General features: G+C 42.4%; 10 protein-coding genes. All 10 read right to left on the bottom strand.

The window, feature by feature from the left end; all coding sequences use genetic code 11:
- Positions 1-16 precede the first annotated feature (16 nt).
- Positions 17-319 (bottom strand): YlxQ family RNA-binding protein, encoded by a 303-nt coding sequence (locus tag KOL94_RS04265; protein ID WP_221564408.1) that lies wholly within the window; start codon positions 317-319, stop codon positions 17-19.
- Entirely contained in the window at positions 320-592 is a 273-nt protein-coding gene (gene rnpM, locus KOL94_RS04260; protein WP_221564406.1) for an RNase P modulator RnpM, read from the bottom strand. It abuts the gene before it with no gap.
- A 15-nt stretch (positions 593-607) separates the two neighbouring features.
- Positions 608-1717, bottom strand: coding sequence for a transcription termination factor NusA (nusA, locus tag KOL94_RS04255; protein ID WP_221564403.1), 1110 nt, complete (start codon positions 1715-1717; stop codon positions 608-610).
- 19 nt (positions 1718-1736) lie between these two features.
- Positions 1737-2207 (bottom strand): ribosome maturation factor RimP, encoded by a 471-nt coding sequence (rimP, locus tag KOL94_RS04250; protein WP_221564399.1) that lies wholly within the window; start codon positions 2205-2207, stop codon positions 1737-1739.
- A gap of 229 nt (positions 2208-2436) precedes the next feature.
- The gene (locus KOL94_RS04245; RefSeq protein WP_221564397.1) at positions 2437-6732 is read right to left on the bottom strand and encodes a PolC-type DNA polymerase III; all 4296 of its coding nucleotides are present in this window, start codon (positions 6730-6732) and stop codon (positions 2437-2439) included.
- A gap of 278 nt (positions 6733-7010) precedes the next feature.
- Complete coding sequence (locus tag KOL94_RS04240) at positions 7011-8705, bottom strand: proline--tRNA ligase (protein WP_221564394.1); 1695 nt, start codon at positions 8703-8705, stop codon at positions 7011-7013.
- Positions 8706-9455: 750 nt separating this feature from the next.
- Positions 9456-10718, bottom strand: coding sequence for an RIP metalloprotease RseP (gene rseP, locus KOL94_RS04235; protein WP_221564391.1), 1263 nt, complete (start codon positions 10716-10718; stop codon positions 9456-9458).
- A 14-nt stretch (positions 10719-10732) separates the two neighbouring features.
- Positions 10733-11881 carry a 1-deoxy-D-xylulose-5-phosphate reductoisomerase gene (locus KOL94_RS04230; protein ID WP_221564387.1) on the bottom strand — a complete coding sequence of 383 codons (1149 nt, stop codon included), beginning with the start codon at positions 11879-11881 and terminating at the stop codon, positions 10733-10735.
- Positions 11882-11997: 116 nt separating this feature from the next.
- Positions 11998-12795 (bottom strand): phosphatidate cytidylyltransferase, encoded by a 798-nt coding sequence (locus KOL94_RS04225; RefSeq protein ID WP_221564384.1) that lies wholly within the window; start codon positions 12793-12795, stop codon positions 11998-12000.
- Positions 12796-12810: 15 nt separating this feature from the next.
- Positions 12811-13578, bottom strand: a complete 768-nt coding sequence (locus tag KOL94_RS04220; RefSeq protein ID WP_221564382.1) for an undecaprenyl pyrophosphate synthase — start codon at positions 13576-13578, stop codon at positions 12811-12813.
- Positions 13579-13764: the final 186 nt, after the last annotated feature.

Genomic DNA, 13764 nt, shown 5'->3' with positions numbered 1-13764 from the left:
TTGGTCACCCCCAAAATTATTGATCGATTAATTTCTTCAACTTTTCTGCAAATCCATTATCGATCACAGCAACGGTCACCCGTTGTTCTTTCCCAATTGCGTTGCCCAACTCGTATCGGTTCGGCACTATATAATAAGGAACTTGATAGTAAGAACACTTATCTATCAGCTTTTTCCTTGTATTGGCGGATGCATCTTCTGCAAGCAAGATCATTTTGGCACGTTGCTGACGTATTTCTTTGACAACCAACTCTTCACCAGATACACATTTTCCAGCTCTATTCGCTAAGCCTAATAGGGACTCCCATGATGATTTCATCTATTCCCTCGATTGACTGACTTGGCTTTTCAGTTCTTCGTATACGGTATCAGAAACTTGGAAAGATAGTTGGTTCTGGAAAGCTTTCTTCTTTTGTGCCAATTCAAAACAGGAGATCTCGTTGCAAATGTAAGCTCCTCTGCCTGACTTTTTACCGGTAAGATCGATCGAAACTTCTCCTTCAGGAGTACGGACAATGCGAATCAATTCTTTCTTCGGCTTGTTTTCTTGACAAGCTATACACTTTCGCATCGGTATTTTCCGCTTTTTCATCGTTTCCCTCTCCTTTTAATCTTCCAGTTCTTCGTCATATACTTCATCATAATTCGGCTCTTTAGGTTGTTTATCCGGGTCATATAAACCCTGTTCAACTGCTTCTGACTCACTCTTGATATCGATTTTCCAGCCAGTCAACTTGGCAGCTAATCTAGCATTCTGACCACGTTTCCCAATTGCAAGTGAAAGCTGATAGTCAGGGACGATGACACGGGTCATCTTTTCCTCTTCATTAACTTGGACTTCAAGCACTTTTGAAGGACTCAAAGCATTTGCGACATATTCCACAGGATCGTTGGACCATCTTACAATATCAATCTTTTCGCCGTGAAGCTCATTGACGATCGTTTGTACCCGCTGCCCTCTAGGTCCGACACAAGAGCCGACCGGATCTACTTCCGGGTCTTCCGCATGGACGGATATTTTAGAGCGATCACCAGCTTCACGTGAAATTGATTTGATTTCAACTGTACCATCATAGATTTCGGGTACTTCCAGCTCGAATAATCTCTTCAATAATCCTGGATGAGTCCTTGAAACCATAATCTGTGGTCCTTTTGTCGTCTTCTCGACCTTTGTGATGAAAACTTTGATCCGATCATTCGTCTTATAAGATTCAGATTGGATTTGTTCGGTAGTGGGCAGCAACGCTTCGACTCGACCAAGATCTACATACATGAAACGGTGATCCTGACGCTGCACTACACCCGTGATGATATCTTCTTCACGATCGATGAATTCAGAAAAAATGATTCCACGTTCTGCTTCACGTACTCTTTGAGTGACGACTTGTTTAGCAGTTTGTGCTGCAATACGGCCAAAATCCTTCGGTGTCACCTCAAGCTCTACGACATCCCCTTCTTCATATTGAGGACTGATTTCCTTCGCTTGATCGACTGACATCTCCAGGCGGCTGTCTTCCACTTGTTCCACTACATTTTTTCTTGCAAATACTTTTACACTGCCCGTATCTTGATTAAAATCAACGCGGACATTCTGTGCTTGATGAAAATTTCGCTTGTATGCCGAAATCAATGCCGCCTCAATTGCTTCTACAATTACGTCTTTACTGATTCCCTTTTCCTTCTCAAGTACTGTCAACGCATCCATTAAATCGCTCATCGGACTCTCCCCCTTATGATTAGAATGATACCGCTAAACGTGCATTAGCAACTTTGTCGTACGGTACCTTGATTTCCTTCGTTCTTGTCTTCACGCGAATTTCGACAGTAAGCTCTTCACCATCAAATGCAGTGAGCGTTCCTTCGAATTCTTTTTGCCCATCGATTTGTTCATATGTTTTTACATGTACATGCTTGCCGACTGCTTTTTGAAAGTCTGCATCCTTTTTCAAAGGACGTTCTACACCTGGTGAAGACACCTCAAGGAAATAAGCCTGGGAGATTGGATCGACTTCGTCCAATTTCTCACTCAATTGTTCACTTACTTTCCCACATTCTTCAATATCCACACCATCTTCGCTATCGATGTATACCCTTAGAAACCAGTTCTTTCCCTCTTTGACAAACTCGACGTCTACTAGTTCAAGGTCCATGGATTCTAAGATCGGTGTTACGAGATCTTCCGTTATCTCAGTCACCTTTTTACTCATTTGTGGCCCTCCTTTATCACTGGGACATTTTTCAGCTTCAATTCTTGCTATTCGAATACTTGATAGAATGACCCTATTTGTTTTTTAAAAAACAAAGTCCTTTAACAGGGCCATTAGAAAAAAGATATCAAACATAAAGGAAAGAGTGGGTTGGCACCCACTCCTTCCGACGACCTATTCACTAGTATTTCCAATTTCAATATACCATAAACGTGTTTAGAATTGCAACTTAGAACAACGAGAGCTGGTTCGCATCCGGCAGTCCTTCTAGACAGCCTTGATCTTCTAAGTATTGAATCACCGTTTTCGAAATCTTACTTCTTTGCTGAAGATCTTCTTTCGAAAGGAACTCGCCATCCTCTCTTGCTTTGACGATGTTGATCGCCGCATTCGTACCGAGTCCTGGAATCGCATTGAACGGTGGAATGAGCGTATCTCCATCGACGATGAATTCCGATGCAGAAGAACGGTAGAGATCTACCTTTTTGAAACCGTACCCACGTTCACACATCTCAAGTGCCAATTCTAGCACTGTCAGCAAACTCTTCTCCTTAGGTGAGGCATCAAGTCCTTTTTGGTTTATTTCTTCAATGCGGTGCCGGATCGCTGCAGATCCTCTCACCATCACTTCTAAATCGAAATCATCTGCACGAACAGTGAAATATGCAGCATAGAAGAGGATCGGATGGTGGACTTTGAAATAGGCGATCCTTACTGCCATCAACACATATGCAGCAGCATGAGCTTTCGGGAACATGTACTTGATCTTTTTACAAGATTCAATATACCAATCCGGGACATCGTTCTTTTTCATTTCTTCAATCCATTCATCCTGCAAACCTTTCCCTTTACGGACGAATTCCATGATCTTAAATGCCAGTGATGGCTCGAGACCTTTGTATATCAGATAAACCATGATATCGTCACGACAACCGATCACATCTTTAAGTTCACATGTTCCATTTGCGATCAACTCATTCGCATTGTTCAACCATACGTCTGTCCCATGGGAAAGACCTGAGATCTGCACCAATTCGGAGAATGTGCTTGGCTTCGTCTCCTCAAGCATCTGCCGGACGAACCGTGTTCCGAACTCTGGGATCCCGTAAGTTCCCGTCTTACACATGATCTGTTCCTCTGTCACTCCCAAAGCCTCGGTTCCACCGAACAATTTCATGACCTCTGCATCATCAGTCGGAATCGTTTTCGGATCGATACCACTCAGATCCTGAAGCATCCTTATGACAGTCGGATCATCGTGCCCGAGAATATCCAGCTTCAACAGGTTGTCATGGATGGAGTGGAAGTCAAAGTGAGTCGTCTTCCATTCTGAGTTCTTGTCATCTGCCGGAAATTGAATCGGACAAAAGTCGAAAATATCCATATAATCAGGTACGACGATGATACCGCCTGGGTGCTGCCCTGTGGTCCTTTTCACACCGGTACATCCACTGACAAGCCGGTCGATTTCTGCTGAACGGTAATGGATATTGTAATCAGAAGCATACCCTTTGACATACCCATAGGCCGTCTTCTCAGCTACCGTACCGATCGTCCCTGCACGGTATACATAATCCTCCCCAAACAGTTCTTTCGTATAGTTATGTGCACGAGGTTGATATTCACCTGAGAAGTTCAGGTCGATATCAGGCACTTTGTCCCCTTTGAACCCTAAGAACGTTTCAAATGGAATATCGTGACCATCTTTCGTATATTCAGTGCTACATTTTTCACATTGTTTATCAGGAAGGTCGAACCCTGATCCTACCGATCCATCATCAAAAAATACAGAGTGTTTACAGGATGGGCATACATAATGCGGCGGGAGCGGGTTCACCTCGGTAATTTCCGTCATCGTCGCCACGAAAGACGAGCCGACGGATCCACGAGATCCAACCAGGTAACCATCATTCAATGATTTCTTTACGAGTTTTTGAGAAATCAAATAGATGACGGCAAAACCATGGCCGATGATACTCTTAAGCTCTTTTTCCAGTCGATCTTCAACCAGTTTCGGAAGCTCTTCTCCATAGATGCTTCGCGCACGGCCATAACTCATGTTACGTATTTCATCATCCGCACCTTCAATCTTTGGTGTATAAAGATCATCCGGAATCGGTTTCACTTCTTCGATTTTCTCTGCAATTGCTTGCGTTGCTTCTACAACAATCTTTTTTGCTGTATCTTCGCCAAGAAATTCGAATTCTTCAAGCATTTCAACGGTGGTCCGGAAATGGACATCAGGTAGCTTCTGCCTGTTAAGAGGATTCGCATTTCCTTGACTTCCAATCAAGATCTTCCGATATATCTTATCGGTTTCTTCAAGGTAATGAACATTCCCGGTAGCAACTACAGGTTTATCCAGTTTTTCGCCAAGTTTGACGATATTCTTGATAATTTCTTTCAATGAAAGCTCATTCTGGACTAGCTCTTTCTCTATGAGGTGTTCATAGTTTCCTATTGGCTGCACTTCAAGATAGTCATAGAATTTAGCGATCTCTTCCACTTCTGCAGGAGACTTCTGCATCATACCTTCGAAAACTTCACCTTTATCACAGCCTGAGCCGATCAAAATCCCGTCTCGATTTTTCTTCAATTTGGATCTAGGTATTCGCGGTGTACGATAAAAATAGTTGAGATGGGATTCTGTCACCAGTTTATAGATGTTTTTCAGACCTTCCTGGTTTTTTGCAAGAAGAATACAATGGGATGGGCGTGTCCGTTCAAATCCGGTTTCTCCCATGTGATCATTAAATTCATCATGATAAGTGATTCCTTTTTCGATGCTGTCCTTGATCATTTTCAATAAAAGATAACCAGTTGCTTCAGCATCGTAAATAGCTCTGTGATGCTGCGTCAATTCGATATCGAACTTCTTACACAGCGTATTCAATCTATGGTTCTTGAACTCTGGATATAGGAATCTACCAAGTTCAAGTGTATCGATCACCGGATTTGGCGCATCACCGATCCCGACATTCCGAAAACCGACATTCAAGAATCCCATATCGAAACTAGCATTATGAGCCACTAAAATCGAATCTTCGATGAAAGTATGAAAATCTTTCAACACGTCTTCGATCTCAGGTGCGGAGTTCACCATATCATCAGTAATCCCAGTCAAATCAATCGTCGTAGCGGAAAGAGGATGGTGTGGATTTGCGAACGATTCAAACCGATCGACTATTTCCCCATTTTTGATTTTCACCGCTGCAAGCTCAATGATTTTATTATAAACAGCAGATAGACCAGTCGTTTCTACATCAAATATGACATACGTTTCGTCCTGTAATAGTCTGTGCTGATCGTTATAAGCGATCGGTACGCCATCATCGACGAGATTCGCCTCAAGTCCATACAAAATTTTAATTCCATGCTTTTTACCGGCAGAATAGGCTTCTGGATAGGATTGAACGACTGCATGATCCGTGATTGCTACTGCAGGGTGTCCCCATTTCGCCGCCTGTTCGACGAGAGAAGACGTAGAGCTGATAGCATCCATTTGGCTCATCGGTGTATGAAGGTGAAGTTCAACCCGTTTTTCATTCTCAGGTGCTTCGTCCTTCCTGACTACTGGTGGCAGCTCTTCAATATCATTCGCAATCATGACGAGATCCCTTACGAATGTATCGTTCTGGATTCCTCCACGTGCCTTCACCCACATCCCTTTTTTCAAGGATTGAAGTCTTGGGATATCTTCCTTATCACGTGAGAACATTTTAATAAGCAATGAATCCGTATAATCCGTTATCTTGAATGTTAATAGTACGCGGCCACTTCTCAATTCCCTCGTCTCGGCATCGAATACGTAACCCTGGACGGTGATTTTTCTCTCTTCATCCACAATCGATTGGATCTGCACCGGTTCATCCTTTATTCCGTATCCAATCTTCAATTTTTCATTACGAATTCCGTTTTCAAGTTTCTTCTCCGCTTTTTCTTTCTCCATCATAGCGGCCATCACTTTGGTCTTATCTTCCTGCTCCCGCTGCTCAACGAACCTTTGATAATCTTCCTGGTTCTGTTCTACCTTCGTCTCAAAGTTCAATGTAGGGAAGCCATATTTTTTAAAGGTAGAACCAAGAGATGGACCAAGTTTCCTTTGAAAAAGCATCGCTTGGGCGTCATTGGATACTTTCACCGTGACTTTATTTCCTTCAAGGCTAGGCATCTTCCTTGAAAGCATATCCAAGACAGGCATGTTTTGAGATTGTAATTGTTCGATACACGGACTCCAATAGCTCTCAAATAATTCACTTGAGATTTCTTTTTGATCGCAGTGTATGACACAACTTGCATTTGCAATGGCGTGGAAAGCCTTTTGTATTAACGTTTCAAGTAGTTGATAAGCATCATATGGCAAAGGTGTGGTTATGAATATATGGAACGTCCATTTTTTCTGTTCCTTTTGTATGGAGAGCTTCTTCAAATATCCATCTTCAAAAAAAGAAAGTTTCTCTTGAGGAAAACCGATTTGTTCAAGCAACAAGGACAATCGTTGTTTCCGAATTTCGAGGTCTTCCATTTCGTCTTGACTCCTTTCAAACTAGGCTTTGTTAGTTTTTATTGCTGATTTCTAAGAAATTTCCTCGTTTTCTGCAAGTGGTTCGGGAGTTTTTAGCGCAGGAGTTTCGCATATTTCTCTTAAAATCAACAAAGTCCATTAACAGAGCATCAAACTATAAACGAGTGGTACTTTTCCATTGTACCAATACCCGATTTACAAGTATGTACCTTGATATAGAAAAGGGAAAGGACTGACTTGATCTACTCGTCAGTCCCCTCTGAGGCCTTCGAACATCTTTAAGCTTGTGCAATATATGCTTCGATTTCAGATAAATGTTTTTCTGCTTTTTCGCCGGTTTGGCGGTTTTTCAATTCGACGATTCCTTCTTCAGCCCGCTTCCCTACAATGACCTGGAACGGAATGCCGATCAAATCAGCATCAGTGAATTTTACACCGGCCCGTTCTTTACGATCATCATACAATACATCTAAACGATTCCTCTTCAATTGAGCATAGAGTGCTTCTCCCAGTTCAGCCTGGGTATCATTTTTAGGATTGACGCAAATGAGATGGACATCAAACGGTGACAACGATTTTGGCCAGACGATCCCATTATCATCATGCATTTGTTCCACGACAGCTGCCATTATTCGGGATACTCCGATTCCGTACGAGCCCATTGTGATTGGTTTTGATTTCCCGTTTTCATCGAGTATATTGGCATTCATCGCTTCACTGTACCTTGTGCCTAATTTGAAAACATGGCCAACCTCGATTCCTCTAGCGAAAACGATTGTTCCTTTTCCATCTGGAGAAGGGTCCCCTTCTTCGATGAAGCGTAGGTCATCGTAAAAATCAACTTGAAAATCTGTTCCAGGGTTGACGTTTTGATAATGCATAAGTGGTTCATTCGCTCCACATACACCATTTACGATATATTCTACTGCATGATCAGCAATCACTTTTACCTCATCCGGTACATCAACCGGTCCGATATATCCTACTTCACAACCGACGAATTCTTTCGTCTGGTCATCAGTTGCCAACTCGACAACTTCTGCATCAAGTGCATTTTTAATTTTAACATCGTTGATCTCATGGTCTCCGCGTGAAAGCACAAGGACCGGCTTCTCATCGATCATCCATAAAAGTGATTTGATACAATTTTGCGGGGTTACATTTAAGTATTCAGCAACATCCGAGATCGTCCGCTTGTTTTCTGTTTCGACTTTTACCCGTTCTCTTATAGGCATATCCTCTTTCTTGTATTCTACTTTTACAGGTGCCATCTCTACGTTTGCTGCAAAATCAGATTCATCAGAATACGCAATCGTGTCCTCACCGATATCAGCGAGTACCATGAATTCATGCGTATCTTTACCACCCATTGCACCTGAATCGGCGATGACTGCTCTAAAGTTCAAACCGCATCGATTGAAGACGTTCATATACGCTCCATAAATGGCATCATAATTACGGTCCAACCCTTCAGGATCGATATCGAAAGAATAGGCATCTTTCATGATGAACTCCCGACCGCGCAGAAGACCGAAACGTGGTCTTTTCTCATCACGGAATTTCGCTTGTATTTGATAAAGCACCATCGGTAATCGTTTATAAGATTTCACTTCATCACGAAGCAAGCTAGTAATCAATTCTTCATGTGTAGCACCAAGTGCGAACCTGCGCTCATGGCGGTCATTTAAGCGCATCAATTCAGGTCCATATGTATTCCACCTGCCTGATTCTTCCCAGAGCTCAGATGGTTGCAGTGCAGGCATCAGAACTTCCTGGGAACCGATGTTATCCATTTCTTCACGTATGATCGTTTCAACTTTCCTAAGGACTTTTCGGCCTAATGGAAGAAAGGAATAGACTCCAGACACGCTTTGGCGGATAAAACCAGCGCGTACCAGCAACTGGTGGCTGATCGCTTCAGCATCTGAAGGGACTTCCCTTAACGTGGGGATATATAAATTACTTTGTTTCATTACAACACCTTCTTTATTTTTTAAGCTTTGTTTTACTTTATTGTTGATTTTGCGAAATTTACTCCCTTTCCGCGGGAGTGTCGCAAATTTCGCTTCAATCAAACTCAACCAAAAATCAACATCATTGTTTAACAAAGCTATTTTTTAAGTAGGCTCTTATAATAAAGATTGTTTGTTATCACAATTCCATTGTAATGGAGTGGGAATATACTCGCTTTTAAAGTACTCATCGTTTTCATATCCAATGATAAGCGTCTTTAGGAACAATCTTTTATTGAACAGCCTTTAAATTGCAACTGCTATTTTCTTGATCTGATCATCATACCTCTTTTAATTTAAAAGGTACTGGCTTAAAAAATCAACCGTTTTAAGAGAAAAGCTCAGTTTTTGAACAATGTTGTTAATTTATGCGGGCAATAGAAAAGCGGAAACGACCCGGTTAGGTACGTAGGTCACTGGAAAACTGACGAGGAGGCTGTGGCCGTAGGAAGTTTGAAGGGATCCACGTGACTGGTGGCGGGAGCTAGACATCACTTCCTTGCATATACCTACTTTCGCAAGCCTCCTCAGCTCGTTCCTCGCTTTCGGGGTCTCGCTTAGCTTGCTTTTCCCGCTGGAGTCTCGCATACTTCCACTGCCAAAAGCTTTCAGCACTTTACCAACATTCCATCAGTAACAAACTTTTAGTAAACAGCCTAAAAAAACCTGACTCGTTTATGGAAGAACGAGCCAGGTTTTTGTTTTTTTAAGTTAGTTGATAAAGAATTTATGGATGTCATTCCATGTGACAACGATCATCAACAACATCAACAAGGCGAAACCGATAAAGTGAACCAATCCTTCTTTTTGAGGATCCAATGGCTTTCCGCGGACAGCCTCGATTGCCAGGAAAGTCAGTCTTCCTCCATCAAGGGCAGGGAGCGGCAACAGGTTGAATATACCTAGGTTGACACTCAAGAAAGCAGCCCATTGCAATAAGACAAAGACGCCTCCTTCGGAAGCCTGGTCCGTGTATTTATAAATACCAACGGGACCCGAAAGATTGTCAAACGAAATCTGACCAGTGACAAGCTGTCCTAATGCTTGAATAATCAAAACAGTAAGTTCTCCTGTCTTCTCGACTCCGTACTGGAGAGACCCGAGGAAGGATACTTCAGTCGGCATGTATACACCAATATAACCTTCTGAGGATTTACCATCCTGTGATTCCCGCTCGTTTGGGGTCACTGTAACCTTATTGGTTTCCCCATCCCTTTGAATGGTGAATTGTAACTCTTCATTCGGGTTTTGCTGAATGACTTTGACAAGCTCTTCCCAAGTGTTGACAGCTTCTCCGTCAACTGAGAGGACACGGTCCCCTTCTTGAAGCCCTGCTTCATATGCAGCTCCATCTTTATCCAGCTTTCCTAATTGTGCTTCATCGACCGGAATACCTTGAGTCATAGCATAAACAGCCAATAGTACGAATGCGAGCAAGAAGTTCATCAATGGCCCGGCAAATATCGCAAGAAAACGATCTACCAATGATTTAGAACCGAATTGGCGATTGTAAGGGGCGATTTGCATCGGCATACCATCCTGGACAAACTCTGCTTCTGGATGTACAGGATATGATTCTGTAAGTTCGTCATTGACATGCCCTCTAAGAACAAGGTCATGTTCTATGTCAGCCTTCTCAACGGTAACAACTTTCGCGTCAGGATAACGGGCCAGCTGATTAGCTACAATCTGCTTGACCTTTCCTTCTGAATCGAAGATCAGTCCGACTTGTGTTCCGGGTTTGATTTCGATTCCTTCAGGATCTTCCCCTGCCATCCGTACAAACCCGCCGAGTGGAAGCAGCCGGATCGTGTATAGCGTCTCCCCTTTTTTTGAGGAGAAGATCTTTGGACCAAAACCGATTGCAAACTCACGACATAGAATTCCAGCTCTCTTTGCCAGCAACAGATGCCCTAATTCATGAAAGAATACAAGAGCACCAAAGATAATTACGATCGAAATAAATGTATTCATTTACGTGACCACCTTTACACTATAAGGGATTGTACAAATTGCCGTGAAGCGGCATCAGCCTCTCGAATTTCTTCTAACGAAGGAGCCTTGACAGAGTCGTGATTGTCTAGTGCTTTCTCTATTAAGGTCTCGATCTCCAAAAATTCGATACGGCCCTTTAGAAATGCTTCCACTGCAGCTTCATTCGCTGCATTCAGCACTGTCGGCATTGTCCCGCCAGCATTTCCTGCTTCAAAAGCATATCGTAAACATGGAAACCGTTCTAAATCCATTTTTTCAAAATGCAAGGTTCCAATATCTACTAAGTTTAACCTTTTTCCACTTTGTAAATCAAGTCTGCCTGGATGTGTAAGAGCATATTGGATCGGCACCTTCATATCAGGAGTACCCAGGTGTGCAATTACACTGCCGTCTATAAACTCTACCATAGAATGGATGACACTTTCACGATGCAAGACGACGTCAATATCTTCGTACTTTGTATCAAACAACCAGTGGGCTTCGATGACTTCCAAACCTTTATTCATCATCGTCGCAGAATCGATCGTGATTTTGGATCCCATCGACCAATTCGGGTGATTGAGTGCTTCTTCAACAGTGACTCCTCGAAGATCTGTACGAGTCCGATCACGGAAACTCCCCCCAGAAGCAGTCAGAATCAGCTTGGCCATCTCACTTTTCTTTTCCCCATTAAGACATTGATAGATTGCGGAATGCTCACTATCAACGGGGAGGATGTCTACCTTGTTTTCCTTTGCACGGGTCATCACGATGTGACCAGCCGTGACCAAAGTCTCTTTATTCGCAAGTGCGATGGTCTTCCCTTCATCAATAGCTGCCAGAGTAGGTTCGAGTCCGACGCTCCCCATAACAGCGTTCATAAGTGTATCTGAGGCAGGATCTGTCGCAATCTCTAACAGACCATTCTCACCATAGTATACGAGACAAGGATGGTCGATAGTCCTTTTTAATTCCTCGGCTAATTCTTTAGTAGCGACAGAAACACGTCCAGGGCGGAATTCATCAACCAATTTTGCTCCAACTTCAAGGTTCGCACCAAAAGAAAATGATGTGATTCTAAATTGTTCTGGATGCGCCCGGACGACTTCAACTGTCTGGGTACCGATCGATCCAGTAGCACCTAGTATGCTGATATATTTCATACATTCCTCCATATAAAAAAACTTGCACAGTTGTTTAATAGTTGAAACCTGAACCTTGCTGACTGGGTAAAAGATGTTCGTCAGAAAGGTTGCTCTTCCTTACTTACAAAAACCGCCTACCCCAATAATTGAACGATATGTAAAATCGGCAGGACGAACAAGATGCTGTCGAATCGATCTAATATTCCACCGTGCCCAGGTAATAGCGTACCTGAATCCTTCACTTCATAATGTCTCTTAAAAGCTGATTCGACCAAGTCGCCGATTTGTCCGAAAACACCGATGACAATTGCTGCTACAACAGCAAGCAAAACCGTCGAGTAAATAGGCAGAAACACTTGGAAAATGACAGCTACAATGACAGCACATAACAAACCGCCTAATGAACCTTCTATTGTCTTATTCGGACTGATTACCGGCCAAAGCTTGCGTTTTCCCATTGATTTTCCGAAAAAGTAAGCCCCCGAGTCTGTCGCCCAAACAATGAACAATACAAAGAAAATCGCACCTATACCATCATCTAATGCTCTGGTCTCGTTAAAATAAAGGAATCCGATTCCTACATATAACGTAGACATAATGACGAAACTGGCATCTTCAAATGTAAATCGGTTTTTTGTAATTACCGTCCATGTCAACATTGAAAACAACCCGATGATGATCGTGTACATTTTCACAGTATCGATATCATAATTGAAATCCCAAAAATTCTTAGGTATGACGAGAAGGATGACCATCAATAAAGAAATCATTCCGGGGACATGAACTAGCTTAATCCCTTTCATTCTTAATAATTCTCTTATCCCTACCGCAGCTAACAGAGCCATTACACTATAGAACCAGACTCCGCCGATAAATACGATAGGCAGAAATACAAGCGCTGCGATAACTCCTGTAATAATACGTTCTTTCATAAAATCCTCCTAGGGTTACACCCCACCAAACCTTCTGCCTCGATTTTGATAATCATAAATAGCCTTGTCTAAATCCGTTGCAGAAAAGTCGGGCCAGTACACATCAGTAAACCAAAGCTCTGTATAGGCCATTTGCCATAACATGAAGTTGCTTAAGCGGATTTCTCCGCTCGTACGAATCAACAATTCTGGATCTCCTACTTCATTGGACATCATATAAGAGCCAATCATCTCTTCACTTACATCTTCAGGCTTAATGGTTCCATCTTCAACTTCTTTTGCAAGTTGTTTAACAGCAGAAGTGATTTCGTATCGGCTTCCATAATTCAAAGCAAAATTCAGTACAAGTCCATCGTTATCCTTTGTTCTCTCGACTGCTTCATTTACAGCTTTTTGAGTATAAGAAGGAATACCTTCTTTTTCACCCATGATCCGGACTCGTACATTTTCTTCAATCAGCTCAGGCAGGTACGTCATAAGGAATTGTTCAGGAAGTTTCATAATGAATTCCACTTCAGGTTTTGGTCGTTTCCAATTTTCTGTAGAAAAAGCATACATGGTCAAAGCTTTTACACCTAATTCATTTGCACGCTTTACTACCTTACGGACGACTTTCATTCCTTCACGATGACCCGCGATTCGTGGTAGACCTCTCTTCTTCGCCCAACGTCCATTCCCATCCATGATGATGGCTATGTGATTGGGTACACGTGATAAATCGAGTTCGAGGTTATCAGTAGTTTCTTTTTTAGTTTTCGTCAAGTTCGTAAGCTTATTTAGCATATAGTCTCCCCCAGAGAGAATAAATCAAACAACAAAAAGGGATTGTTCACCTTCATGGCCATATTTCTATTATAGATGAAAATTGGCCATATGTATCAAAGAGGCTGTCCCAGTACAATAGTGCCCAACAACGTCAAGTCAACATTTTGTATCAAAACCATGATTTTTCTCAAAATGTTTTTCGTT

Origin of the sequence: Alkalihalobacillus sp. TS-13 (genome assembly GCF_019720915.1) — a bacterium.
In the GTDB taxonomy this organism is placed as follows: Bacteria; Bacillota; Bacilli; order Bacillales; family Fictibacillaceae; genus Pseudalkalibacillus.
Note: the sequence above shows the minus strand (reverse complement) of the source record. Positions and strands in the feature narration are given on the sequence as shown.